The following is a 25,523-nucleotide window of genomic DNA, read 5'->3' as shown; positions in this document are numbered from 1 at the left end:
ATTGAGGGAAGAATGAAGTATTTGGAAGCACTCGATAAGTATGATGCATTCATATTCGATATGGATGGTACCTTAATAGACAGTGGTAAACTGCATGAGGTTGCGTGGTGCGAAACATTGACCCACTTCAACATTCCGATAGATGGTCCTCTTATGCGCTCTTTGGCGGGCGTTCCAACAAAAGATACTCTCAAACATCTCTGTGAACGCTTTGAAGTCACACCTATTCATAGTTATTCGTATATGAACGACTTTAAAGAAAATGTTGTTAAACGCATTTTCTCATCGTACGTAAAACCGACGAAACTGTTCGAAGTGCTAACTGCCTTCCATGGTAAGAAGAAGATGGCGGTGGGAACTGGGGCATATACCGCTGAAGCACAGCAAATTCTCTCATTATGTGGATGTTCACCTTACCTTGACGCCATTGTTGGTGCAGACCAAGTTGCTCGTCCAAAACCTGCGCCGGACACCTTCACTTTATGTGCACAAAAGCTTGGTGTATCTCCATCTAGATGTGTTGTTTTTGAAGACGCAAAATTAGGTTTAGAAGCCGCTAGAAGTGCAGGCATGAATGCAATTGATGTTTTAGAAACCTACAACATAACAAACGATTATTTTCTTCCCACTACTCTGTAGTCGCACACTTCTATGTAAATATTTTGTTTATAAGCCGATAACTTCCTGGTCTCATGTTGCCAGAATTCTATTTGTATTATAATATAATTAAATTACAAATTAATGCTGATGAGAGTACATTGTTTATGGGTCCTTATGCTATAGGCCTTGATTTTGGTTCTGATTCCGTTCGCGCATTGCTAGTAGATGTAACTAGTGGGGAGGAAGTAAGTACGAGTGTGGTTAATTACCCTCGATGGTCAAAGGGGATGTTTTGTGAGCCTCAACGAGATCAATTTAGGCAACATCCTCTCGATTACCTAGAGTCAACCGAACTTGTAATTCAATCGCTTTGGCAAGTCGCGCCAAAAAATGCCAATGACAATATTATTGGTCTCAGTATAGATACTACTGGTTCTACCCCCATCGCTGTAGATGAGAATGGCCAGGCGCTAGCGCTAAAGCCTGAATTTGTGGACAACCCCAATGCAATGTTTGTCCTCTGGAAAGACCATACAGCAATATCTGAAGCGGAAGAAATTACAAGAAAGGCACTCAGTGCATCCACTAACTATTTGAAGTACGAGGGGTCAATCTACTCTTCCGAATGGTATTGGGCAAAAGCATTGCACGTCATGCGCAATGATAAGAGTGTCGCAAACCAGGCACACATGTGGGTCGAACACTGTGACTGGCTGCCTGCGGTACTTACCGGAACTACCCATCCGTCAGAGTTAAGACTGGGTCGCTGTGCTGCAGGGCATAAAATGATGTGGCACGAGAACTGGGGTGGCTTTCCACCTAATGATTTCTTTGTATCGGTAGATCCGTTACTTGACGGCTTAGTCAATCGATTGCCATCAGAAACCTTTTGCTCTGACCAAGCGGTTGGGTGTCTTACATCGGAGTGGGCTCATCGACTATCCCTCCCTAAAAATTTACCTATTGGGTTTGGTGCTTTTGACTGTCACATGGGTGCTGTTGCCGCAAATGTAGAGGAAGGAGTACTCACTAAAGTCATGGGTACTTCAACATGTGACATAACTGTCTGTTCTCCTGACACCATTTCAAGTAACGCTGTTAATGGAATTTGTGGCCAAGTAGAGGGATCGGTTGTACCGAATATGGTAGGTCTGGAGGCCGGACAATCAGCCTTCGGTGACTTCTATGCATGGTTCCAAAGACTGATTAACGCAACTGCGGTTTCGATTGTAAACAGTAGTGATAGCGTCACAGAAGAGCAAAAGCGTTTACTCATTCAAGCTCTGAACGACCAGACGCTTATAGCGCTATCGCAGGAAGCACAGAATATTCCACGAGAGCAAACCAGTGTGTTGGCTTTGGACTGGGTCAATGGCAGACGAACACCAGACGCGAATCAACATGTAGCCGCTGCTATTACTGGGTTAAAGCTTGGAACGAGCGCAGCACATGTTTTTAGGGCATTGGTCGAAGCGACGGCCTTCGGTGCAAAAGCCATCATAGAGAGATTTACCGACAATCAAATCCCTATTCGCTCTGTCGTTGCAATCGGTGGTATTTCAAAAAAATCAGACTTGGTCATGCAAACTTGCGCTGACATATGGAATAGACCTATCCAAACACTAAAAAGCGACCAAAGTTGCGCACTTGGCGCCGCAATTTTCGCTGCCAAAATCGGCGGAGCCTATAAAAGTGTGGCAGATGCACAGCGTGTGATGGCCTCACCAGTTGCACACACTTACACACCCAACCCAGATGCTGTTTCGTTCTACAAAGTGGCTTATCAAAGCTACAAAACGCTCGGACAATTCGTTGAGGACACAACGCTATGAGTAACTATCAAGCACTAAAAGAACGTGTTTATGAGGCTAATATGGAGCTCGATAAACGTGGTTTAGTTGTTTACACCTTTGGTAATGTTTCGGAGATTGACCGCAATTGTGGTGTATTTGCCATTAAACCTAGTGGAGTACCATACGAAGATTTAAAACCTGATGACATAGTGGTGTTAGACCTAGACTGCAATATTGTGGAGGGAACTATGCGTCCTTCATCAGATACTCGTACTCACGCCCACCTATACAAGCATTTTGAGAACGTTGGCGGTATAACGCACACCCATTCTACCTATGCGACAGCTTGGGCTCAGGCCAAGGCTGCTATTCCTTGTCTTGGGACTACACATGCTGACTTTGTCTACGGAGATATCCCGTGCACCGCAGTGATGACAGATAGCCAAATTGATAGAGACTATGAGGAAGAAACCGGCGTTCAAATAACTGATTGCTTTACAGAGAGAAGCCCTGACGAGACACCTATGGTGATCGTTGCTGGTCATGCCCCTTTCACCTGGGGAAAAGACGCCGCTAAGTCGGTATATCACGCAGTAATTTTAGAGCAGTTAGCAAAAATGGCTTATGTGACCAAAGGGATCACACCGACATTGCAACCGCTTAAACAAGCTATTTCAGACAAACATTACTTTCGTAAACACGGGGCTAATGCCTACTACGGACAAAAGTGAAATAGAGAGAATTAGTAAAAGGTATTCTTATGAAAATTTTTGGTGAAAAAGAAATTTGGTTGGTTACGGGTTCGCAACACTTGTACGGCCCAGGTGTTTTGGAGCAAGTTGCAAAAAATAGCCAAGAAATGGCGCAAAGCTTTGATGACGATAATGCAATATCGGTGAAAATCGTTAGCAAGGGAGTTGTAACAGGTCCTAAAGAAATCAAGGATGTGTGTAATCAGGCCAATGTGTCAGAAAACTGTATTGGACTTATGCTTTGGATGCATACCTTTTCCCCAGCAAAAATGTGGATTGGAGGGCTCAAATCTCTTCAAAAACCTTACATGCATCTGCACACCCAGTTTAACGCGGGTCTTCCTTGGTCAGATATAAATATGCACTACATGAATCTACACCAGAGTGCACACGGCGATAGAGAGTTTGGACACATTGGTACTCGCTTGAGGCAGGACCGAAAAGTCGTTGTAGGCCACTGGGATACCGAGAAAGTGCGCCTGCAAATTGATGACTGGGCTCGAGCGGCCATAGGTTTCAATGAAGCACAAAATCTTAAGGTTGCTAGATTCGGCGACAATATGCGCCAAGTGGCCGTTACTGAAGGCGACAAAGTCGAGGCACAAATAAAGCTGGGTATAGAAGTTCACGCTTACAGTACGGGTGACCTAGAAGCTCAGTGTGCGGAAGTTAGTGAGTCACAAATTGATGAGTTGGTCGCATTATATAAAACAGACTATCAAATCGATGAGGAAGTGCTTGCAGACTCTGAGCAGGTCAATGCTTTGCGCAACGAAGCGAGATTAGAGATCGCTATGGAGACCTTTCTTACAGAAGGTGGCTTTGGTGCATTTACTAACTGCTTTGAGAACCTCACTGGTTTGACAGGACTACCTGGCTTAGCAACCCAACGACTCATGAGTAAGGGGTTTGGTTATGGCGGTGAGGGAGATTGGAAAACTGCTGCAATGGTCAGAATTTTTAAGAAGATGAGTCTTGGGAAAAAGGGAGGCACTTCGTTTATGGAGGACTATACCTACCACTTCGGCGAACAAGACCTTGTGTTGGGAGCCCATATGTTAGAAGTATGTCCGAGCATTGCGTCAGAAAAGCCTTCTGCAGTGGTAGCCAAGCACACCATCGGTATTAAAAAGGACATTGCAAGATTACTTTTCGCTGGAGCTACAGGACCAGCAATGAATGTGTCAACCATCGATATGGGTAACCGATTCAGAATCATCGCAAACCTTGTTGATACGATTGAGCCACCAGAGCCATTGCCTAATCTACCGGTCGCAACCGCATTGTGGAAACCCCAGCCTTCGCTAGAGGTTGCAGGTGCAGCGTGGATATACGCAGGCGGTGCTCATCACAGTGCATACACGCAAGGTGTGAGTATCAGTCAGTTAAGTGACTTTGCTGAAATGGTTGGCGTAGAGCTTGTAGTTATCGACAATGAAACTAACTTGCCATCATTTAAGCAATGTCTTCGCAACAACGCTGTCTACTATCATACTCAGCAAGGGTGCTAAATTATGTTTGGTTCGCTTAAATCCAAGTTATACACGGCTCTGCTATTGACTGTTTGTACTAGCGGATGCGCGGACGAGCAAACACTCTCATTAGAGGAAAGAGTAGCACTAAAAAACTATCCAGCGGTTTTCCAAGCTTGGAACCCTTTGGATATGCCGTCTCAATATCCCGCTGAAACTCACCAAGCATTTCTGGATAACGCCGCAAAGCATAATTTACTGTGGGAAGAACCAGTTAGCCAACTCGGCTTTGATACCAAGCTGGCAATTGGCTTGAATTGGGACCATGAATTTCCTGGTTTGGCTACCTCGTTTACGGAGAATTCTCTCAACGTTGCACAAGAGAATCTGCGTTACATGCTTAGTAAAAATCCACACATGGTAACCCTGTTTGAAGTGCGGTGGAGAGACGCGCCGGGTAGCTACCTACCAGAAGATAGCGATTTTTGGCTGAGAAACGAGGAAGGTCAAAGAGTCGCAGGTTGGGACGGTGGTCCCGAGCCTTACTATATGCTGAACTACAAGCATGAAGCTTTTCAACACAGAATCGGCGAGCAAGCGCGTGCTGTGATTGAGTCTGGTGTATATGATGGTGTAATGCTGGATTGGAGTGGTTATTTACCCATTGTAAAGCTTGTGCGTGAGTATATTGGTGATGAGGCTCTGCTTACCGTTAATATTCACGATGATATTAATGATGGTGAAATGTACAAGGACTACATTAATGGTGCTTTCATGGAGTGTGGCCCAAACGGACGCATGCCACAAAATAAGACCAAGTTGTGTTCGTGGGAGTCGATGGCAAAAGCGCTCGAGTACTTTGAATCCAACTTCCGTCATCCAACGGTAAATGCGCTAGAAGCTTGGGGGTTAAGAGGGGACGTACGCTCCATGAGGAGGGTGACAACCTTAGGATTAACTCATAGTGATGGCTACGTGCTGTTTGCTGATTATAACCCAATGCCAACACCTGACCATATGCATGACTGGTATCCAGAGTGGAGCGTAAAGTTGGGGCAGCCCAATGGAGATATGGCGGTTTTGAGCACTGGAATTGTCTACCGTTCATTTGAGAATGGCGTGGTTTACTACAACCCTCCTGGCAGTCAAGCTGTAGAAGTTAAGTTCCAATATCCTCATAAGTCAGTCAGTTCAGGAGATATTGGCGTTAGCTTTGTTGTTGGTGGTGAAGACGGAGAAATCTTCATTCGCATGCCATAACCTTTTACAGATAGCTGCTTGGCGATGCTTGGTAGCTATCTTTCCTGCTAAGTTCAATTTTTTATATTACAAATACCACTTCTTTTACTAATACTTCGTTTCATCCTACACCTTTCAAATTCTATATCCGCACTTATTTGTCGCAAAAAAAGTACATAAGTCGCTCGCATCGAGTGGCGGCTTATCTGTTTGGGCAATATACTAAATTATTGTCTCGCGCTCGCTTGTGTATGCATGCATAAATTCCTTTTAGTGTTATTGCTGATTCTTACCTTCGATAAAGCCAATGCCGCTGAAGCCAGTGATTTATTTGAAATGTCGTTGGAAGAACTTCTAACCGTTAAAATTGTTACTGTTTCGAAAAAAGAAGAGCTTATTGAAGATGCTCCCGGCGTGGTGAGTGTTATAACGTCTGAGGATATCTTGCGCTTTGGTGCACGCAATTTGCGAGACATTCTATTAAGAATACCCAATTATTACATTTTCGATTCTCTCGCATTGAGCAGCAATGGAAGTACAATGCGAGCTGGTGCAACTCAGCACTTAAACAATCACGTGCTCTACCTTATCAACGGACGCCCCCTTCGAGAGTCGCAGAACGGCGGTCGCCAAACGGATATCAATTTGTTGTTCCCTGTGAGTGCAATTGAGCGAATCGAGGTTATTCGGGGACCTGGTTCGGTGCTGTATGGCAGTAATGCGTTTAATGGCACGATTAATATTATTACTAAAACAGCATCTTCAAGTTTTGATGTAGGTATTGAAGGTGTTGTTGGTAGCTTTGGATACCGCTCTGTGGATGTAAGCACGGGACATTCGTCTGAATATGCACAAATCAATGCTCAGGTTAAATTACTCAACGAGGACGGTGCAACACTTGGCGCTTTTGACACCACCAATACCTTCGGTGAAACCACTCTTTACCGAGAGGGATATTTTGGCAGAATCGATGGAAGTTATAAGCGCTTTTCAGTTGAAGGCATGTTCAGTGAAATTCAACTTCCCAATATTAGCGGCGCTTTTAACTGGAATGGCTTAGATGAGTGGACCCATCAACGCAACTATATAAACCTTGGATACAAACACAGTTTCAATGACGACTGGTCATCAACCATCAATGCAACCTATAACAATGTTGATATGACCATTATTAGCCCAACGGCAGTGTCGTATTCATCGTTTGGTTACATGTACGAAATTACCGTAAATGGGCGAATTAATGATAGAACATCGGTCGTACTTGGTGCAGTAGAGGATCATATAAAAGGTGATTTAGATATTCGCGGCGGCGAAATAAACACCTTACGGAACAGTATCTATGGACAGGTAGACTATTACATTTCTGACAACACACGATTAACCGCAGGTTTGCAGCACAACAAACCAGAGGGGCAAAGTGCTCACACCTCGCCTCGTTTTGCGTTAGTACATAAATTCAATCAGCATTGGTCGGGTAAACTTTTATATGCTGACGCTTTTCGGTCACCTTACGGAGCGGAGCTTAACTTTTCCTCAGGCTTTTTACGCGGTGACATGAATTTAAAGCCAGAAAATATTACTACCGCAGAAGCACAGCTAACTTACACGCAGAAAAATGCCACAGTTTCAACAACCCTATATCACAGCGAAAGCTCAGACCTCATTGGGCGGCGGCGTATTGATGGAACGACCTTTTTTGTAAACTTACCGCAAGAGATCATCTATGAGGGCATTGAGCTGGAAGGGCGTTGGGAGATAACGCCTAAACTGCAACTCAATGGCAACGCAAGCTATCAGAAAAATGAGGATGACCAAGGTCACACTGATGTAATGATTGCGCCTAATCAAATGATTAAAGTTGGGCTGAGCTACAATTCAGATGCCGGTGTTACTGCCAGCGTATGGGCAAGCTATTTTGGGGCTTCGAGCAAGTTAGAGGAAATGCCGGGCGTCAATGTGGTAGTCGTTAACCCACCTGCCGATGCGTTTAATCTGGTGAGTGTGAATGTGCTAGCTGACTTAGGTGAGTGGTTTAACAGTGAAAGCCTGAAAGATGTTCGCGCTTCGCTATTCATAGATAATGTATTCGATGAGGATGTTTGGTTTCCTGAAATGGGGCAACGTTCAGTCAATTCGTATCCACAATCACATTCTCGATCGGTGTTTATAAACGTAGCGGTGGACTTCTAACAGCTTAATATTGATCTTTATATGAAGGTCGGACTATTTAATTGATATTTAAAACAATTGATGTCAAGTTTGTTTTTTGAATTCAATTGGATAGTGCAGTGGAAGCCCCCAGTTATACCTCTCTTATTCCCATTTTTATAACGCTTCTTTTGTCGTTATACACTCGTAATGTTGTGATTGGCCTATTTGCTGGTGTTGTTTCAGGCGTGGCCATGATCGAGGGCTTGTTTGTCGATGTTGGCCCTTTGGATGCTTTCGGACGTTTGATAAGTGGCTACATCGTTCCTCAAGTCACAGACAGTTACAACGCTGGTGTTATTGTTCTGCTAGTTTTCATTGGTGGTTTTGTTTTGTTAGTAGAGCAGTCTGGTGGCGGAAATGCGTTTGCGTCCAGTATGGTTAAGTGGGTGAAGAATAAACTTCAAGCAAGCCTTGCAGCATGGGCCGGTGGTATTGTCATTTTCTTTTCAGATTTAGGTACTCCTCTGATCGTCGGGCCTGTCTTCCGCCCGTTGTTCGACAAGCTGAAAATGTCTCGCCAAAAACTCGCGTTTATCATTGATTCAACATCTTCGCCAGTGGCAATCATGATCCCCTTCATTGGTTGGGGAGTGTATATCATGGGCATTATGCAAAAGGAATTTGACGCCACGGATTATGCCATGAGCGATTGGGATGCATTTATTGGTGCCATTCCTTATCAGTTCTATGCCATTTTAGCGGTGGGTGTGGTACCGCTGATTGCTTTATTTCGCATGGATTTTGGTCCCATGGCGAGGGCAGAGGCATCGGTGGTTTCTGGTGAGAACTTAGCTAAGTCTGACGGCACATCTCGGGTATTTACTCACCCCAACGCGAAAGCGAGCTTTGTATTTTTACCTCTAGCTGTCATGTTACTTGTGATGCTGCTTATGCTGGTACCACAAGGTTTTCCTTTCGAAAGGGTCTCAGGATCAGTTTTTCGCGCCGCATTGTCGTCAGGGTATTTTTTTGCAGCCATCACCTTGATGGGGCTAATGGCGTTTTATGGTGTGCGTAAGTTTAAAGACAATGTAGAGCTCTATTTAAAAGGTATGTCGGGTATGATGTCAGTAGCCGTTATGCTTGTGCTTGCATGGACGTTAAGTGCTGTGGGTAAAGAACTTGGTACTGCTGCATACATTGCTGAACTTGCACAAGCTGGCTTTCCAAGCTGGTTGTTACCCGCTGCTGTTTTCATTGTTGCTGGAATTATCTCTTTTGCAACGGGGTCGTCTTGGGGAACATTTGCTATCTTAATGCCTATTGTTATTCCAACCGCTATAGCAATAGACTCACCCATGTTGGTGGCCATTGGCGCAGTGCTATCTGGCGGGTTGTTCGGTGATCACTGTTCGCCAATTTCAGAAACCACAATTTTATCGTCTACAGGGGCGGAATGTGATCAGTTCGAACATGTTCGTACCCAACTTCCCTATGCACTCACCAATGGGGTTATAGCGCTGGCGTGCTTTATGGTGGCAGGTGTTGCTGATAGCTCTTTGATCTTTGCAGCAGCCTTGCTGTTTCAAGTGGCTGTTTTCTTTTTTATGTCTAGATATGTGGATCACAAGCATTAGAGCAGCACACTGGTGCTGCTCTAAAAATAGTCGTTACAAAAACTCTTCAAAAACAAAACTACGGCTTGGGTATAAATATCGCGGTTCTCTTTTTTGCGATACCCGTGGCCTTCGTTGAGGGCATTCATATACCACACAGGTTTGCCGTTCTCACGCAGTGCTTCAACAATCTGAACGGCCTCGGTGACAGGGACGCGAGGGTCGTTTTCACCTTGCACTACAAACATAGGTACGTTGATTTTCTCTACGTTGTTGTTGGGGCTAATGGCCTCTAAATGCTCGCGCATGGCAGGGTCTCGTTCGTCGCCATATTCAACACGACGAAGGTCGCGGCGATAAGACTTGGTGTTCTCTAAGAAGGTCACAAAGTTAGAGATACCCACAATATCTACTGCAGCTTTTAGTCTGTCGCTGTAGTGAACTGCGCTGGCTAGCACCATGTATCCACCGTATGAACCACCAAATACAGCTACGCGATTTTCATCAAGATCGGGCTGGGTTTTAATCCAATCGAGTAGGGCACCGATATCTTTTACCGAATCCTCTCGTTTAAAGCCGTTATCTAGATTGATGTATTCCTTACCATAACCAGAAGAGCCTCGAACGTTTGGTGCAATAACCGCTGCGCCTAGCTTGTCCATCCATAGTTGGAAGGTGCTGCGAAACGCTGGTCTAAACTGTGATTCTGGACCGCCGTGAATACTAATGATTACTGGGAGTTTGCCTTCTTTATTCGGCTTGTATACAAACGCAGGAATAGAGCGTTCGTCAAAGCTTTCAAAGCGAATAAGCTCAGGCTCAGAGAAGGTTGACGTGTCTAAGCCACCCACCTCACTGAAGGTCCAGCGGGTCATGTCACCGTGTTTAAGTGGGTTGTCATTTAGTGCAAGAACAAAGCTATCGCTCGGCGATTGCGCTGTATTTAAAGTAAGTCCTAACTTACTATCATCATCACTAAATTCAAGGCTACCTACGAGCCCCACGGGAAGACCTTGTACTTTTTCGTACGCAAAGGTTTTAGTATCAAGCAAGTAAAGCACGTTTAGGCCGTCTTCGTTTAATGCGAAAACAGCGCGATCACCAGCATTTGAAATGGCAAACTCATCAACATTCCAGTTGATATCTTCGGTTACAATAGTCACGTCATCACTATCGAACGTTTTATACGCCAGCTGGTTAAATTCGCTGTATTGGTTGGTAATAAAGAAAAGCCCTTTGTCGTCGCCAGAGAAGCTCAGACCAAAGTTGACGGAAGGTGTGTCGCCACCACCAGCGAGCAAGGTTTTCTCTTTTGACGCTAAATCAACCAAGTAAATTCTTGAGTCAGAGGCACTGATATATTGCTGAGCAATGAGGTACTTATTGTCTTCAGAAAACGACACTGGTCCCCACCAGCTGCCATCGGTGGATTCAAGTGCGATTGATGCTTCCTCTGGTGATTCAGGAGACATCATCCAAATATCGTTAGACGATCCATTGCGACGAGTACTTTGAAAAGCCAGTAAGGTACCGTCTTCGTTCCACACCATAGCGCCATTTCTAGATTGGCCATCAGTGAGCATGGTGCTTTCACCTGACTGGGTATCCAGAATGAAAATCTGTGCATATTCACTACCACCCGCATCCATGGTAAATGCGAGGTTGTCAGAATTAGGGCGACGGTTTACACCGCCCACAGGTTCTTCAAAAAACGTTAGCTGGTGGCGAGCACCGCCTGCCATATCTACGCGGTGTATTTGGCTCACATCGCCGAATCGGGTAGACACATAAATGCTCTCTGCTGACGCGGTAAAACCACGAAAAGGCGCAGATCTTACATTTTGATAGCGGTTGAGTTCTTCAACAATTTGTTGAGGAATTTCAGGTACATCTTCCATTACTAGATTGCCATTATTGGCAGTGCGAGTTACTACGTCGGCGAGGGACGCAGAACTAAACAACACCATAAGGCTGAGTAATCCGAGTTTTTTCATTGTTATTTCCTAAAAGCTGTCGTTAGCGGAATTACTGTAGCATTTATATACAAAAAACCGGCTAAAAAAGTGTGGCAAAACGTTTCAGTTTTAGTAATTAGTACAAATTTACTCATGTCTTCATAGGAATCTGGTGAAATGACATGTATTTACTATTCAAAGAGTTATGCTATGTGACAGTGTGCTGTCACGTGACAATATTGAGACTGTCATAGGCAAGACGTATATTAGCCAGTGTTAGATAGCCATGATGAGGCTGAACATTAACTCATGCCCATAATATTGGGTGCTACCCATAAGGAAGATTCTCATGGCAACTTATTCACACCAACAAGACAAACAACTTGAGACTATTTCACTCACCAATGGTTATTGGTTTTATTTTGAAATCGATGGCAACCATATCGCTGTATTTGGCAGTGCATGGTCAGGCAGAGAAACGGTGTTTCTCAACGACGAAATAATATCTAATCGCAGAAACTTGTTCGGCTTTGAAGGTAAGCACGGTGTAGTTGTTAACGATACTGAATATACCATCGTAATAAGTATGGAAAATGTGCTCACTGGCACTGTGGCATGTAAGCTGATGAAGGGTAGGAAAGTTTTAGATGAACAGTCTAAGGGCTACATCAAAGGCATGTCCGCACGCTCGTTATTCTCGAAATTGATCTTGTACGTGCTTGCGGGCTATGGCGCAGGAACCATGGCGGTGCAAATCGTTCGTTTGTTTGTTGAGAAGTAGCGTAACTATGGAAGTTAACGCACAAAAAATAAAAGGATTGCGGCAAGACAAAGGGTGGACTCAGCAGCACATGGCAGATGCCTGTGGGTTGAGTCTGCGCACGGTACAACGCGCTGAGAATTACGGCAATTGTTCCGCTGACACCCTGCAAGCGATATCGAGTGTGTTGGAAGTGGAATTGCGAACGCTCAAGCTAGTTCCGTACATACATGAAGGCGAGGCTCACCAAACAGCATCACCCAAAGGAAAATGGGTGAACATGCTGGTGATTCTTATCGCTTTGCTTATCGGTTTTGCTGGAGGCTTTGGTGTTGCAATCAACGTCTAAATATTCAGGGACATGGCAGGTTCCCGCCATGTCCTTGATTGTTATTTCGACAGCCGCTGATGCAATGATGATTTATAGGCTTCAAAGCTCGGAATAAGTGAAGTCACTAAGCTGGCGGTCATCACCAGTATCATGATCACAAACTGTTCTTGTGATAGCACATTGGCGCTCAAAAATAGGCCAAACTCTGCGGCTAGCCATTTTTTGAGAACCATTAAGCTGAGTGACAGCACTCCTAATGCCGTGACCATAGCCGCGGCTGACATAAGTAGCGCTTCAACCACGATGAGTGCGGCTATTTTATAAGGGCCTGCGCCCAGAATACGCAGCACGGCAATTTCCGTTTGTCGTTCATTCATTGAAGCCAAGAGCATGGTAGACAAACCAAAGAGGGCAGAAATAAGTACCATGCCTGCAATAGCTCTCAACAGCCCTTCAACATTACCCACAAGCTTCCATAGTTCACTTAACGCAACGCCAGGCAATACGGCCATTAAGCGGTCTTTTGGATCGTTGTTTACCTCTCTTTGTAAGGTAAAGGTAGCAAACTTGGTTTTAAGCCCTAAGAGGACCGCAGTAACACTGTCGATTTCCAAAGGAAACGCTTGCGGGTTTTCTACCAGAGCTTTTACTTTGTGGGGAGGCAAGTGAATTGCCTCAATCGCTTCAAGGCTTACGTGAACGGTTTTGTCTACGGGTGTCCCGGTAGGTTCAAGTATGCCAGTGACCTTAAACGGAGAGTCAGTATGGTTCTGAAAACTGGTATTGCCGATACCGTGAGCAATGACAATATCGTCACCCAGCTTATAACCTAACTCTCGGGCTACATCTGCACCAAGTACGGTATTAAATAATGTCTCAAAAGGTTGTCCATCCGCAAATACTAGTGGCTCTTTGGTACCGTATTTAAAGTGTTCAAAATAGGCGTTGGTTGTACCCAGTACCCTAAAGCCTTTGTGTGAATCACCTAAAGACATAGGGATAGCCCAATTTACTAAAGCGTGATTTTCCAAACGCTCATAAGACGCGTATTTTATATTGTTAGTGGGCGAACCTATGCGAAATACTGAATAAAGCAGTAGATTAAGCTGTCCGCTGGGTGCACCAACAATCAGGTCAGTACCCGAAATGGTGCGGTTGAAGCTTTCCTTGGCTTGCAGTCGAATATGCTCAACACCAAAGAGAACAAGCATACTGATCGTCAGTGACATAAAGGTAAGAAAAACCGTTTTCTTACGGCTAAGCAGACTCTGCTTGGCGAGTGAAAGCAACATGACTACGCCCCTCCTTGAGCACCATTGCTCAATGTAGCAATGGCTTGGATATCAGTGTGATTAGAGAAAAAAGCGCTCAGTGCTTGGTCGTGGCTTACAAATATCATTGTGGTTTGAGTCGCTGTAGCGGTACTCATCAGCTCTTCCATAAAGGCATCACGGGCGGAAGCATCTAGCGCTGAGGTGGGCTCGTCCACCAAAAGTATTTCTGGTGTATTGATAAGTGCGCGAACAATGGCAACACGCTGTTGTTGGCCAATACTCAATTGCTTTACCGGGCGCTCTAGAATATCTGCACTTAGCTTTAAGGTATCGAGTAAACTCAGCATTCTTTGCGTCACATCAGCTTTCGCACCTTTGGTGCTACCCTTAGCAAAGTGCACGGCGAGTTCTATGTTACCCTTAACGGAAAGATAGGGAATCAAGTTGAAGGTTTGAAACACCACGCCAATATGTTGTGCGCGGAATAAATCCCTTTTGGCGTTTGAAAGCGCGGTAGTGTTGTTTCCGAGTAGTTTAATGTTACCACTTTGCGGCGCAAGAACACCCGACAACAAATTCAATAAGGTTGATTTACCAGAACCCGAGTTGCCGTGAAGAAATACTTTGTCGCCCTTTTCCACATGCCATTGTGGTAAACGAAATGTCGTTGCTTGGGGGCTCTTTCCGTAACTGTGACACACGTTGTCAATTTCAATGGCGTAATTATGCAACTCAGCGTCTCCTAGCGGTTTTAATCGAAATCATATTTTTTTAACTAAGCCGTGTATGTTATAACATATTTCAATTGTGGATGGTGAATGACCTCAGTTTGTATGCAAAGAATCAATAGAGCGTGTATAGCAGTATTTGTACTTTTAATGAGTACATTATCGGCGTTAGTGTATGCTGAGAATACAGAGTATCGACTAATCGAGTGGATTGAGCTTATGCCTCAAGATGATCTTGATGCTTTGCTAAACCCGCCCGAGTCCGTATTGAATATAGCTGACGGTTCAGCGCAGGACTCCCTTGATCAAATGGGAGCGTTGCAAACTGAAGATGAGGCGGCAACCCGTTATTTCTCAGCCTTAAAATCAAGCAGAGTTGTAGCTGAATTTGACGGTGAAACGGTAAAAATACCCGGGTTCATTGTTCCATTAGAATCGAACGAAGAACAAAGGTAACTGAGTTTTTTATCGTGCCATATTTTGGCGCGTGCCTTCACTTACCGCCACCTCCACCGAACCAAATGGTGTATGCCCAAGTAAAAGAAGGTATTGCCGTTGAAGAATTGGAAGCGCCATTCTGGTTTGAAGGTAAAGTTTCGATAGAGCAAACAGATAATGCTATTGGAAGTGCAGCATATGCCATTTCAGTAGCAAATCATTATCCATACGAGGGATAAAACATGATGAAGAAAATAAGTGTAGTAGGCCTAGCCTTGTTGCTTGCACTGCCTTTTTCTCAAGCCATTGCTTGTGAGTACCATGGTAATGCTATGTTTGGTGCTTTTGGTATTGGTGGAAGCCACCCGCTAGTGAGAAAACAGCGTGTAGAACCTCAGCAAATTAAACTGGAATTTGCTGAGAACATTGTTGCTGAAGTTAACGACGCAAACGTGCTTGATATCAAATACAGCCTACCTGGTGAGTATCAAGATGTATCTCTTATCTTTACGTCAAGCGCAGGACTAACCCTGGGTGCGGCACAGTCCGAGGAACTAGTAGCTAACAATGGTTCATATGCGTTGGACTATGAGGTAACTACACCTGGTGAGCATCACATCGAGGTAACCGCTAAAGCGCGTTTGAACGGTTATCCTTATTTGTATGTGCAACGGGTTTATCTAACCACTGAAGGGTAAACGAGGCGAGCGCTAATTCATATGCGACTGGGCGTAAAGATAACACTGGTTGTTGTTGCCTTCGCCCTGCTTGGTATGGCGGCTCAACCCGTCGCCGTTTATTTAAAGCAGCGCTTTGATGCTAGGCATCTTGTCTATTCGACACCCGACAGCAGTCTAGTTCGTTCATTTGAATCTCAATCAACCATTGAGTTACAGTGGCAAGCGCTCTTGCCTGACGCAGAGCGGGACGCGTTATCTCAATACCAAACCCGCTCGTCTGCCAACACTGTAGAAGATGTTACCAATAACATCCTTCGTTCGATTCAGGCGGCGTCAGACCAGAACTACCAAGCAGCAATGTACTCCACCAATACGTTAGATACCTACAATGGCGCTGCCGTAGCCATGGCTGGGTTTATTGTGCCTATTAGCTTTCATGAAGACCAAAGCCCTGAAATCGTGTTCATCGTGCCTTACTTTGGCGCGTGTATTCACTTTCCGCCTCCGCCGCCTAATCAAATGGTTTTCACTAAGCTAGCACCAGGATTTACTGACTTTGAGTTAGAAAAGGCATACCTTGTGAGTGGCTTGTTTTCACAAGGTATGTTTGAAGATCCTATGGGAACGGCAGCGTACCAATTAGATACCGTTTCGATTCGTCCCTTCGTTGGGAGCCCGGACGATTTCCGCAGCCATTAATTGGTATTCACCGCTTCGTTAGCCGCACGCTTTAAGCGAATGTTCCTGATATGACCGGCAGCAATTAACACTGACCCCATTATTGTGACGGCAATTTCTCCCTCATGGCCAAATAAATCGTGACCAACCGCGGCGGATACTACGAGAAGAGCAATGCCAAACAAGCACAAGGCTAGGGTAGACAAGCGCTTGTGATGAAGGTAACCAGAGGTGACGGCTAACAAGCTAATTGGCAGCACTGCAACAAGAATCCACGCATGAAACGACTCATCGCTCAAGAATAAAAAGAACGATCCTGTGGGAACAAGAATCAAGAGCACAGGTAACAGTAAGCAGTGCAGTGTACATAGCACTGAAAGCGCGACCGCTGCGTGGTCGGCAGAAAACCGTGACTTGTCATTGTTTTGTGGCATTAATTACTCCCAAAGTTAAGTTGATTGCGTTGTGGTGTGAGCTCGATTGCACCTTGACCTGTCTCGGTGATCCACTGTGCTGTGATGTCATGAAGGTTAAGTGCATTTTCAAATAAGGTGACAGAAAACTCGGGTGAATCATCACTACACTCTAAAACATACTGAAACGTCAGATCGTTGTGAGTACTCTCGCTGTGTCCTTCATGGTCATCATGGTCGTCGTGATGCTCGTGTTCATCATGGTCATCGTGATGCTCGTGTTCATCATGGTCGTCGTGATGCTCGTGTTCATCATGGTCGTCGTGATGCTCGTGTTCATCATGGTCGTCATGATGTTCGTGTTCATTTTCCACGGCTATGACATACGTTTCACTAAAACTCTCAGAAAAAGAAGCTAATTCGCAACTGCTAGGTAGTGTAAGACTGTTCGCGTGCTCTGATATCTTGCTAATGAACGCATTTACAGCATCTAAGTCACTTTGGCTCTCAGGTAAGTGTTCAAATCCAAAACCATTGGCAGCAGGAAGCACAAATTGAAACGTCCAGGTGTTGCTGTCTTGCCCAATGAACAAGGTTCCTTGGTCGTGCACATGAGACTGACTATGGGCTGTGCTTGCGAAAATCATCGTCATCGCTAATAAAGTTTTTTATTCATTTGTTATATCCCGTCATCATGACCTTGTCTGAATAAATGTTATATTATAACATTACGCAAAAAGAGACTACACATTATACAAAAGGAGTCACAGTGAAGCTTTATACAGCTGTTGCCATTTCGTCAATCCTTGGCGCATCAAATTTTGCTCACGGGCAAACGATTGAAGGTAAGGTCACCAATGCACAAGGCACACCAGTGGCCGGTGCTGTGGTTGTTTTAGAAGGAACTGGTAAACAAACAACTACTGATAGAACAGGTAGCTTCACGCTGACTTCTCTACCTACTGGCGATGGTGCACTGCATATCAGTGCTCAAGGCTACGCCCATTTGCATTCTGACGTGCAGGTAATCGAAGGTGGTACAGTCTCAGACAGCTTTACGCTAACACCGTCACCTATCGAAGTCATTGATATTGTATCGACTCCACTCCACTTATCGGTAATGGAATCTTCAGTACCTGTCAGTGTATTGGCAGGTGAAACTCTTCGCAGAGAACAAGCTGCAACACTAGGTGATACCCTTGAAGGCGTAGTAGGTGTGCATTCAAGTGCCCATGCTAATGTTGCTAGTACGCCGGTTATTCGTGGTTTAAGTGGCCCTCGCGTACTTATCGCGCAAAATGGTCTAGATGTGGGCGATGTATCTCGTGTTGGTCCAGACCATGCCGTAGGCAGTGAAGCATCAACCGCGGAAAAAATTGAAGTACTCCGTGGTCCAGCAACCTTATTTTACGGAAGCGGTGCTATTGGTGGTGTAGTTAACGTTGTAGATAACCGCGTTCCTACCGACAATACCACTCGTGGTGAATGGCGTTTGGAAACCAGCACGGTTGATGACAAAAAGCTGGGTGCATTTAACGGCACGTTTGGTGGCGATAACTTCGCGTTTTACGTAGACGGATACATGCGTGAGACCGAAGACTACGAGGTTCCAGTAGCACCAGAACTTGAGGGTGATGATCACGACCATGAAGACGAGCATGAGCATGGTTCAGATTATGTTGTTGAAAACAGTGCAGAAGAGTCAAGCGGCTTTACGTTTGGCGCGAGCTACTTGCTTGATGACGGATTCGTTGGCCTATCGGTAGAGCAGTTTAATCGCGAATACGGCATCCCTGGTCATAGTCATGGTGAAGAAGAGCATGATGACCATGATGAAGATCATGAAGACGACCACGATGAGCACGAAGACGAGCATGAACATGACGAGAACGTGTTTGCGGATTTAGAGCAAACTCGCATTCAAGGTAAGGGGAGCTTGAAGCTCAACTCTGATGTGTTCAACCGTGTTAACTTCGTTATCGGTCACTCTGACTACGAGCATTCAGAAATTGAGGGTGGCGTAGCGGGTACAACCTTTGAAACCGTATCTAACGAAGTAAAAATCGATCTTTTCCACAACACCTTTGCTGGATGGGATGGTGCGGTCAGTCTTCATTATAAAGACAACGAGTTTTCTGCGATTGGTAGTGAGGCGTTTGCACCACCATCAGATACCAGTATGCTTGCATTAGCCGTGATGGAAGAGCGTCGCTTTGGCGATGTGCTTATTCAGTTGGGTGCAAGAATCGAAAAAGTATCTCTAGAAGCGGACAGCGTACCGTTCCCAGAGGTAGAACTACATCATCACGACGAAGACGACCATGATCATGACGAGCACGATGATGACCATGACGACGATCACGACGAGCATGATGATGACCACGATCATGATGAACACACCGAGTTACTGGCTGCTGACTATGATTTCACTCCAATAAGTTTCTCTGCCGGTTTAGTGTGGGACTTCACTGAAGGTTACAACCTAGGTGTATCGGTATCTCGTTCAGAGCGAGCGCCATCGGCAGCAGAGCTACTGTCTTTCGGACCTCACATTGGTACCCGTACCTATGAAGTGGGTGCTGTTTTCGAACTACACGACGATGAAGATCACGCTGAGTTTGAAAGCCATCTAGACGGCATTAGCGAAGAAGTGTCGCAAAACATTGACCTAACACTAAGAAAAACCCAAGGCGACTTTGGTTTTATCTTGAACGCTTTCTACAACCGTGTTGATGATTACTATTTCCAAGAGTTCAGCGGTTACTACGTGGAAGCTGCGCACGACCACGGTCATGAAGAAGAAGGTCATGATGATCACGACGAGGGTGAAGAGCATGATGAACACGTTGATGAGCTACCGCTCTACGTGTTCACCACAGAAGATGTAGTGCTTCACGGTTTTGAGGTTCAAGCTGCGCTTCAGCACAATGCAAACTTTAAAACCACCGTATTTGGTGATTATGTGAAAGCCCGTTTACGGGATGGTGGAAACCTTCCTCGTACGTCTCCTATGAGATTCGGTGCAACGTTCAGTTATCAAGCTGAACAACTATCGGCGCATCTTGATGTAACACGTTATGCAGAGCAAAATGATGTGGCAGAAAGAGAAACATCTACCGACGGATATACCTTGGTTGATGTGAGCGTGAATTACGACTTTGATGTTCAGGGGTATCCTATGTCAGTTTATTTCAGAGGAAATAACCTGACAGATACTGAAGCGCGAGTGCATACGTCTTTCTTGAAAGACATCGCGCCACGTCCTGGCAGAAATCTTAGTTTTGGTGTTACGGGTTACTTCTAAACCCAGACAATCCTAGCCAAAGCTAGAACGCTATAAGACGCACTTTGTACGAAACAGACGGTTACCCTTCCCTGGGCGCTCTACCCTGGTGAATGCTAAGGTAGGTTTCGTATGAGGCGCGTCTTTTCTTTTGTGCGGCGTTTGGTTACTTAAACGAATTAATAATGGTAGGAACGGATCATGATAAACCGTCGTCAATTCAATAAAGGGTTAGTCGGTATCGCTTTTGGTGGGTTATTCACTCACCTAAAAGCTTCAGCATTGCTGTTGGAAGGTAATGGCAAGGGTGCGTTACCCTTCGATAAAGCCTACGGACCGCTTGTGAGTGATCCAAATGGCCTATTAGATTTGCCTGAAGGCTTTCACTACCGCGTGTTATCAAAGCTGGGCGATGTTATGTCTGACGGTTTACCGGTTCCTGATCGCGCCGATGGTATGGGATGTGTTCCGTTGGATGAAGAACGAGTTGTATTGGTTCGAAATCATGAGATCTCATTACCTAAGGGCAATGAACACAAGCAATTACCGCCTGAAAATCTCTCGTCATCAGCTTACGACAGCCATGCTTCAGGTAGGCCATTAGCCGGTGGTACTAGCAGTATTGTATACAACGTCAAAACTCAACAAGTTGACAACCAATTTATGAGTCTTCTGGGAACCGTTCGTAACTGCGCTGGTGGCACAACGCCATGGAACAGCTGGTTAACCTGTGAAGAGTCAGTCGATAAAGCGTCTAGCATTATTGGAGAAGACCACGGTTACGTTTTTGAAGTTCCAGCAAGTGCTAGCGGCTTAGTGGCGCCTGTGCCTTTAAAAGCCATGGGACGCTTTAACCATGAAGCTGCTTGTGTAGACCCACGAACTGGCATTGTTTACCTTACCGAAGATAGAGGCGATAGCTTGTTTTATCGCTTTATCCCCAATGTTCAAGGTCAGCTAGATAAAGGCGGCAAGTTACAAGCGCTTGCTGTACTTGACGCCCCTAAGTTTGACACAAGAAACTGGTCGTCAGTGACTATGGAATCGGATAAAGCCTACGGGTGTTACTGGATAGACTTAGATAATGTCACCAGCCCAGAGGACGATTTACGAGCACGTGGATATAGCGACGGTGCAGCACTATTTGCACGGGGCGAAGGTATCCAGTTTGATGGCGATGAGATGTATTTTTGCTGTACCAGTGGTGGTAACAAAAAGCTAGGTCAAATAATGCGTTACGTGCCATCACCTATGGAAGGTAAATCCGGTGAACAGGAGCAACCCGGTGAGTTGTCGTTATTCCTCGAGAGTCCAGACAAAGCCACATTTAATTTTGGCGACAACCTTACCATTGGTCAAAACGGTCACTTGATAGTGTGCGAAGATCAATATTCCGACTTGGTTGATAATCATCTTAAAGGCGTAACGCCAGAGGGTAAGACTTACGACTTAGGTAAGGTGAGATTGCAAACCGAACCAGCGGGTGCATGTTTTTCTCCAGACGGAAAAACACTTTTTGTGAACCTATACTCGCCTACAGTGACCCTTGCTATTACTGGCCCATGGGATGAGTTTGTTGCATGAGTGAAGCTTCAGTAACTACTAGTGAAGTAATTTCAGGTGTTCCTACTAACGTCATTACTGGTGCTTTAGGTGCAGGTAAAACTACCTTGATTAAAGCGTTGCTGGCAACCAAGCCCAGCAACGAACGATGGGCAGTATTAGTCAATGAGTTTGGCGAAGTTGGCATCGATGGTGCGCTTATGCACGGTAGCAACACTGACTCAAAAGACGGGATTTATGTGCGTCAGGTGCCGGGCGGGTGCATGTGTTGTACGTCTGGGTTACCCATGCAAATCGCGCTCAATCAGCTGTTAGCGCAAGCCAAGCCCCACCGCTTACTCATTGAACCCACGGGGTTGGGGCACCCTACCGAGGTATTAGAAACCTTATGTGAGCCTCACTATCGAGGCGTGCTAGATGTTAAAGCGACACTTACGCTCATTGACGCGAGAAAGCTTACCTCTGCTAAGTGGCGAGATCACGCAACTTTTCAAGAACAAGTGCATATAGCCGATCACTTGGTGGTTACCAAAGGCGACTTATATCGCCCTGAGGATTTTGACAACTTGAATGTTTACAGAGCAGGTTTAGGCGTTATGGACATTCCACTAAGCCACGCGGAACACGGAAATATTGATTTCGCTTTGCTTGAACCACCCAGTCGTTTTAATTTGCCTGCGGAAGAAACGGAAGTACATTCTCACGACCACGACCACGACCACGACCACGACCACGACCACGACCACGACCACGACCACGACCACGGACATAGTCATTCCCATAGTAAGTCAGAGGCTACTGAGCTCGCGTTACCACCGGGGCAAGATTGGTTACAAGTAGAAAACAGCGGTCAGGGCTTTTATTCTTGTGGTTGGATATTCTCCTCACGCATGGTTTTCGATTACAAACTACTCTTTCAAACGATACAAAATCTGAATGTAGAGCGATTTAAAGGTGTGGTAAACACCAATCAGGGAACCAAAGGTTTCAATCTTGCCGATGGAAAGCTTAGCGTGGAACCCATCGAGACCTGCCAAGATTCTAGAGTCGAGCTCATTGCTGACAGTAAGCAAGGGCTTAAATACGCTGTAGACGACATTAAACGTGTATTTTCTCTGAATTAAGACAAGCCATCGATCAGTGCTTATCGAGTGGGTAAACCCTTCTGCCACTTATACTAAAGAATGAAATTTGCGAAAAACGGGCAAAATCTCTCTAAATCGACTAAAGACTAGTGTCAGGTTGCAGATAACGAGGCAATACTCACAGTGACCTTTCATGGTTTTTGTTCTTTAGTAGCAAACATTGATCTTATTGGTATTAGGGTCAACTATTAAAATAATGAAGTGTTGCTGCGTGAATGGTTATATTTGTCGTTAGAGGGGCTTACATGGTGTATCCGTGGATAATTGAAGCAAACAAAATTTTCCGTATCGTAATCGGTGTGCAGTGGGTTGCGGCCGTTGCCATTGGTGCATCTACGGGATCGCTGATGATGAGTATAGTGCTTAGCACACTTATCGCTGCTGTACCCATTCTCCTTATCCAATCCATGCCGGGTGAGGCGTTGACTCGTCACGCTGTGGCCATTGGTACACAAGCACTTACGGCCTTGCATATTCAATTGGTGATGGGCTTTACCGAAGCGCATTTTGAAATTTTCACGCTACTCGCCTTCCTTAGTATTTATCGTGACTGGAAAGTTATTGTCAGTGCCGTTGTGTTTATTGCTTTGCACCACCTGTCTTTCTATATGATGCAAAGCGGTGGTTCTGGTGTGTATTTGTTTGAAGACACTCATCTCACTTTCTCTGTGCTATTGGTACATGCGTTTTTTGCTGTGGCAGAAGGTGTTGTATTGATATACGTCGCGCAAAAAGCGGAGCGGGAATCTGTATCTAATGTCACCTTGTCGAGTGCGGTAGATGACATGATGGCAGACAATACTATTACTATTCCATCATCTGTGGCTGGTTCATCAAGCACTATTAAGGCATTCAATGGTTTGATGAGTGCATTGAGAAGCTTGATTGGTACTACACAAACCAGTGGTGCCATGGCGCAAGATTTATCGTCTGAGATCTCTTCGTCGTCCGCGGCTACCGTAGAGAGTTTGAATAGCAATGCGGATGAAGTATCTAAAATATCTCTAGCCCTTGATCAAATTAGCGAAGCAAATCAAGACGTAGCGCAGAATGTCGAAGGCATTAGCTCGTTGAGTACCAATGTGCAACGAGAAACAGGCAATGCTAAAGATCTTATCGACAACAACGCCAGTCAGGCGGGAGCACTGAAGTCAGATATGGATAATGCAACGACGTCTATCTCTGAATTAGCAGACATGGTGTCAACTATCGCCGTGGCAATGGATTCAATTAAGAGCATTTCTGACCAAACTAACTTGCTAGCACTGAATGCCGCTATCGAGTCTGCCCGTGCAGGTGAGCATGGTCGTGGGTTTGCGGTTGTTGCCGATGAAGTAAGAACACTAGCCAACAAAACTGGCGAGAACGCTGAACAAATTAATCAGATTACCGAACGCTTATCGGAAGGCGCACGCAAGTCTGTTGACGTGATGCAAGAGTGTTCTTCGCGGGTACTAGAAACCGTTACTAGCTCCAATGAAGCGAGTGAAAAAATGAATGAAATTAACAGTCTGATTAACCAACTCAATCAGAGTATTACCACGGTGGCGGCATCGACTGAAGAGCATTCGGCAATGTCTAATGCCATTGCTGAATCAGCTAAAACGCTACAGGACTCTTCAATTCTTCAAGTGAACAATATCACCGACAACCAAACTAAGTTGCATGAGCTCGACGAGCAAATTAGCCGCTTGAATAAAGAGCTTCTAGCGTTCGACGTCAGCAAATAGTAACGATAAGTAAGAACGCCGCCGGTGATTAGCGCGGCGTTTTTTGCAATGTTTCGATATACGCTGTGACCAAATGACGAACAAATTGCTGGCAGTCCTTAGCGGTTGATGGGTCATATTCGCCGTGATTAGTAATATTGTTCGATAATATTCTTACCCCAATGAAAGGTACGTGATAAGCGTGCGCTATTTGTGCTGCTGCAGCGCTTTCCATCTCCTCAACGCTGGTACCCAAGTAATTGTGTAGCCATGCAATTCTATCCACCTCGTTATTCCAAAAGTTACCGCTTCCTATGGTGCCAGTCACAACTTTTCCTCGTGTGTGCTTAGCCTTAATGGATAGCGCTAGGTTAATGAGTGTTTGGTCGCCACGATAGTAGCGTATTTTCTCAGCATCGGCGGCACTGCTACCTTCACCCGCGCTGCCCTCTGATGCCATTAGGTCCATAGGTATCCATGCCATTGGGTCGGAGCCTTCGCCTGCTAATCGTTTGGGGGTTTTAAAGTTGGCTGCGTTGACGCTGCGCTCGCCCAGCACAATATCGCCTACGTTAAGCGAGGGATCGTGCCCGCCAGACGTCCCTTGGTTAATAATAAGTCTTGGATTGAACAGGCTTATACCAACAGCGGTCGCTGCTGCGGTGTTTTCGAGTCCTTTCCCCGTTTTCACCACAACAACTGGGTAGTGGTTCAACATTCCACTGTAAAAAGTGGCGTTGCCTGAAGTGAACGTAGAAACATCTGTGAGTAATGAAGCAAAGTACTCCGCTTCAATAGGCATTGGCCCCTGAATCATTATTGGGCGAGGAGCCAAGGCTGAAGGTGCTACTTCAACTGATTTCATCTCGCTTTGTGCAACTACCGTCAAAGCAAATAGGCTGAGTATTGCCCCTGTAAAACAACGCAAAAACTTCATAGTAAA

21 protein-coding genes and 1 pseudogene are annotated in these 25,523 nt (G+C 45.3%); 16 read left to right on the top strand and 6 right to left on the bottom strand.

The window, feature by feature from the left end; all coding sequences use genetic code 11:
* Positions 1–12: 12 nt before the first annotated feature.
* The 7 genes from EYS00_RS12865 (at position 13) to EYS00_RS12835 (ending at position 9,644) form a co-directional block, all read left to right on the top strand.
* On the top strand, positions 13–639 hold the full coding sequence (locus EYS00_RS12865) for an HAD family phosphatase (protein ID WP_130637211.1): 627 nt from the start codon (positions 13–15) through the stop codon (positions 637–639).
* 125 nt (positions 640–764) lie between these two features.
* Positions 765–2,432: a ribulokinase gene (locus EYS00_RS12860; RefSeq protein WP_130637209.1), complete on the top strand. Its 1,668-nt coding sequence runs from the start codon at positions 765–767 to the stop codon at positions 2,430–2,432.
* Positions 2,429–3,124: an L-ribulose-5-phosphate 4-epimerase AraD gene (araD, locus tag EYS00_RS12855; RefSeq protein ID WP_130637207.1), complete on the top strand. Its 696-nt coding sequence runs from the start codon at positions 2,429–2,431 to the stop codon at positions 3,122–3,124. Before EYS00_RS12860 ends, araD begins: the two co-directional genes overlap by 4 nt.
* Positions 3,125–3,153: 29 nt before the next feature.
* The gene (gene araA / locus EYS00_RS12850; protein WP_130637204.1) at positions 3,154–4,656 is read left to right on the top strand and encodes an L-arabinose isomerase; all 1,503 of its coding nucleotides are present in this window, start codon (positions 3,154–3,156) and stop codon (positions 4,654–4,656) included.
* Positions 4,657–4,659: 3 nt separating this feature from the next.
* Positions 4,660–5,877 carry a hypothetical protein gene (locus tag EYS00_RS12845; RefSeq protein ID WP_130637202.1) on the top strand — a complete coding sequence of 406 codons (1,218 nt, stop codon included), beginning with the start codon at positions 4,660–4,662 and terminating at the stop codon, positions 5,875–5,877.
* Positions 5,878–6,111: 234 nt separating this feature from the next.
* Positions 6,112–8,046 (top strand): TonB-dependent siderophore receptor, encoded by a 1,935-nt coding sequence (locus EYS00_RS12840; protein WP_130637200.1) that lies wholly within the window; start codon positions 6,112–6,114, stop codon positions 8,044–8,046.
* A gap of 98 nt (positions 8,047–8,144) precedes the next feature.
* Positions 8,145–9,644, top strand: coding sequence for a Na+/H+ antiporter NhaC family protein (locus EYS00_RS12835; RefSeq protein ID WP_130637198.1), 1,500 nt, complete (start codon positions 8,145–8,147; stop codon positions 9,642–9,644).
* A gap of 20 nt (positions 9,645–9,664) precedes the next feature.
* Here EYS00_RS12835 and EYS00_RS12830 read toward each other — a convergent pair whose 3' ends face one another.
* Positions 9,665–11,617, bottom strand: a complete 1,953-nt coding sequence (locus tag EYS00_RS12830) for an alpha/beta fold hydrolase (RefSeq protein WP_130637196.1) — start codon at positions 11,615–11,617, stop codon at positions 9,665–9,667.
* Positions 11,618–11,927: 310 nt separating this feature from the next.
* Here EYS00_RS12830 and EYS00_RS12825 point away from each other — a divergent pair, with 310 nt between their 5' ends.
* Both EYS00_RS12825 and EYS00_RS12820 read left to right on the top strand, forming a co-directional pair.
* Positions 11,928–12,359, top strand: coding sequence for a hypothetical protein (locus EYS00_RS12825; RefSeq protein ID WP_130637194.1), 432 nt, complete (start codon positions 11,928–11,930; stop codon positions 12,357–12,359).
* 7 nt (positions 12,360–12,366) lie between these two features.
* Positions 12,367–12,687: a helix-turn-helix domain-containing protein gene (locus tag EYS00_RS12820; RefSeq protein WP_130637192.1), complete on the top strand. Its 321-nt coding sequence runs from the start codon at positions 12,367–12,369 to the stop codon at positions 12,685–12,687.
* A gap of 41 nt (positions 12,688–12,728) precedes the next feature.
* Here the strand turns inward: EYS00_RS12820 and EYS00_RS12815 are convergent, their stop codons facing one another.
* Positions 12,729–13,961, bottom strand: a complete 1,233-nt coding sequence (locus tag EYS00_RS12815; RefSeq protein ID WP_130637190.1) for an ABC transporter permease — start codon at positions 13,959–13,961, stop codon at positions 12,729–12,731.
* A gap of 2 nt (positions 13,962–13,963) precedes the next feature.
* Entirely contained in the window at positions 13,964–14,674 is a 711-nt protein-coding gene (locus EYS00_RS12810; protein ID WP_130637188.1) for an ABC transporter ATP-binding protein, read from the bottom strand.
* A gap of 87 nt (positions 14,675–14,761) precedes the next feature.
* Between EYS00_RS12810 and EYS00_RS21280 the strand changes: the two are divergent.
* The 3 genes and pseudogenes from EYS00_RS21280 (at position 14,762) to EYS00_RS12795 (ending at position 16,488) form a co-directional block, all read left to right on the top strand.
* Positions 14,762–15,348 (top strand): annotated as a pseudogene (locus EYS00_RS21280) (DUF3299 domain-containing protein).
* Positions 15,349–15,351: 3 nt separating this feature from the next.
* On the top strand, positions 15,352–15,807 hold the full coding sequence (locus EYS00_RS12800; protein WP_130637186.1) for a hypothetical protein: 456 nt from the start codon (positions 15,352–15,354) through the stop codon (positions 15,805–15,807).
* A 21-nt stretch (positions 15,808–15,828) separates the two neighbouring features.
* Positions 15,829–16,488: a DUF3299 domain-containing protein gene (locus tag EYS00_RS12795; protein WP_130637183.1), complete on the top strand. Its 660-nt coding sequence runs from the start codon at positions 15,829–15,831 to the stop codon at positions 16,486–16,488.
* Here EYS00_RS12795 and EYS00_RS12790 read toward each other — a convergent pair.
* Positions 16,485–16,901: a MerC domain-containing protein gene (locus EYS00_RS12790; protein WP_130637180.1), complete on the bottom strand. Its 417-nt coding sequence runs from the start codon at positions 16,899–16,901 to the stop codon at positions 16,485–16,487. The two genes, EYS00_RS12795 and EYS00_RS12790, sit on opposite strands and share 4 nt — an antisense overlap.
* Entirely contained in the window at positions 16,901–17,527 is a 627-nt protein-coding gene (locus tag EYS00_RS12785) for a DUF2796 domain-containing protein (protein WP_165399376.1), read from the bottom strand. Before EYS00_RS12785 ends, EYS00_RS12790 begins: the two co-directional genes overlap by 1 nt.
* 65 nt (positions 17,528–17,592) lie before the next feature.
* Between EYS00_RS12785 and EYS00_RS12780 the strand changes: the two genes are divergently transcribed.
* From EYS00_RS12780 to EYS00_RS12765, 4 genes are all read left to right on the top strand, one after another.
* Positions 17,593–20,184 carry a TonB-dependent receptor gene (locus EYS00_RS12780; RefSeq protein WP_130637175.1) on the top strand — a complete coding sequence of 864 codons (2,592 nt, stop codon included), beginning with the start codon at positions 17,593–17,595 and terminating at the stop codon, positions 20,182–20,184.
* A 180-nt stretch (positions 20,185–20,364) separates the two neighbouring features.
* Positions 20,365–21,747 (top strand): alkaline phosphatase PhoX, encoded by a 1,383-nt coding sequence (locus tag EYS00_RS12775; protein WP_130637173.1) that lies wholly within the window; start codon positions 20,365–20,367, stop codon positions 21,745–21,747.
* Positions 21,744–22,850, top strand: a complete 1,107-nt coding sequence (locus EYS00_RS12770) for a GTP-binding protein (RefSeq protein WP_130637171.1) — start codon at positions 21,744–21,746, stop codon at positions 22,848–22,850. Before EYS00_RS12775 ends, EYS00_RS12770 begins: the two co-directional genes overlap by 4 nt.
* Positions 22,851–23,086: 236 nt before the next feature.
* Positions 23,087–24,601 carry a methyl-accepting chemotaxis protein gene (locus EYS00_RS12765; protein ID WP_130637169.1) on the top strand — a complete coding sequence of 505 codons (1,515 nt, stop codon included), beginning with the start codon at positions 23,087–23,089 and terminating at the stop codon, positions 24,599–24,601.
* A gap of 28 nt (positions 24,602–24,629) precedes the next feature.
* Here EYS00_RS12765 and EYS00_RS12760 read toward each other — a convergent pair whose 3' ends face one another.
* Positions 24,630–25,517 carry a 5'-methylthioadenosine/S-adenosylhomocysteine nucleosidase gene (locus EYS00_RS12760; protein WP_130637167.1) on the bottom strand — a complete coding sequence of 296 codons (888 nt, stop codon included), beginning with the start codon at positions 25,515–25,517 and terminating at the stop codon, positions 24,630–24,632.
* Positions 25,518–25,523: the final 6 nt, after the last annotated feature.

This window comes from Alteromonas sp. KUL49 (genome assembly GCF_006538345.1).
GTDB lineage: Bacteria > Pseudomonadota > Gammaproteobacteria > Enterobacterales > Alteromonadaceae > Alteromonas.
This window is presented reverse-complemented; position numbering and strand designations above follow the sequence as displayed.

Excerpts from the sequence above, each read along its gene's own strand:
- EYS00_RS12845 (WP_130637202.1), top strand. The coding sequence starts at position 4,660 with ATGTTTGGTTCGCTTAAATCCAAGTTATACACGGCTCTGCTATTGACT.
- EYS00_RS12865 (WP_130637211.1), top strand. The coding sequence starts at position 13 with ATGAAGTATTTGGAAGCACTCGATAAGTATGATGCATTCATATTCGAT.
- araA (WP_130637204.1), top strand. The coding sequence starts at position 3,154 with ATGAAAATTTTTGGTGAAAAAGAAATTTGGTTGGTTACGGGTTCGCAA.
- EYS00_RS12825 (WP_130637194.1), top strand. The coding sequence starts at position 11,928 with ATGGCAACTTATTCACACCAACAAGACAAACAACTTGAGACTATTTCA.
- araD (WP_130637207.1), top strand. The coding sequence starts at position 2,429 with ATGAGTAACTATCAAGCACTAAAAGAACGTGTTTATGAGGCTAATATG.
- EYS00_RS12765 (WP_130637169.1), top strand. The coding sequence starts at position 23,087 with ATGGTTATATTTGTCGTTAGAGGGGCTTACATGGTGTATCCGTGGATA.
- EYS00_RS12780 (WP_130637175.1), top strand. The coding sequence starts at position 17,593 with ATGTTATATTATAACATTACGCAAAAAGAGACTACACATTATACAAAA.
- EYS00_RS12775 (WP_130637173.1), top strand. The coding sequence starts at position 20,365 with ATGATAAACCGTCGTCAATTCAATAAAGGGTTAGTCGGTATCGCTTTT.
- EYS00_RS12815 (WP_130637190.1), bottom strand. The coding sequence starts at position 13,961 with ATGTTGCTTTCACTCGCCAAGCAGAGTCTGCTTAGCCGTAAGAAAACG.
- EYS00_RS12860 (WP_130637209.1), top strand. The coding sequence starts at position 765 with ATGGGTCCTTATGCTATAGGCCTTGATTTTGGTTCTGATTCCGTTCGC.
- EYS00_RS12770 (WP_130637171.1), top strand. The coding sequence starts at position 21,744 with ATGAGTGAAGCTTCAGTAACTACTAGTGAAGTAATTTCAGGTGTTCCT.
- EYS00_RS12790 (WP_130637180.1), bottom strand. The coding sequence starts at position 16,901 with ATGCCACAAAACAATGACAAGTCACGGTTTTCTGCCGACCACGCAGCG.
- EYS00_RS12840 (WP_130637200.1), top strand. The coding sequence starts at position 6,112 with ATGCATAAATTCCTTTTAGTGTTATTGCTGATTCTTACCTTCGATAAA.
- EYS00_RS12760 (WP_130637167.1), bottom strand. The coding sequence starts at position 25,517 with ATGAAGTTTTTGCGTTGTTTTACAGGGGCAATACTCAGCCTATTTGCT.
- EYS00_RS12800 (WP_130637186.1), top strand. The coding sequence starts at position 15,352 with ATGATGAAGAAAATAAGTGTAGTAGGCCTAGCCTTGTTGCTTGCACTG.
- EYS00_RS12820 (WP_130637192.1), top strand. The coding sequence starts at position 12,367 with ATGGAAGTTAACGCACAAAAAATAAAAGGATTGCGGCAAGACAAAGGG.
- EYS00_RS12830 (WP_130637196.1), bottom strand. The coding sequence starts at position 11,617 with ATGAAAAAACTCGGATTACTCAGCCTTATGGTGTTGTTTAGTTCTGCG.
- EYS00_RS12795 (WP_130637183.1), top strand. The coding sequence starts at position 15,829 with ATGCGACTGGGCGTAAAGATAACACTGGTTGTTGTTGCCTTCGCCCTG.
- EYS00_RS12785 (WP_165399376.1), bottom strand. The coding sequence starts at position 17,527 with ATGATTTTCGCAAGCACAGCCCATAGTCAGTCTCATGTGCACGACCAA.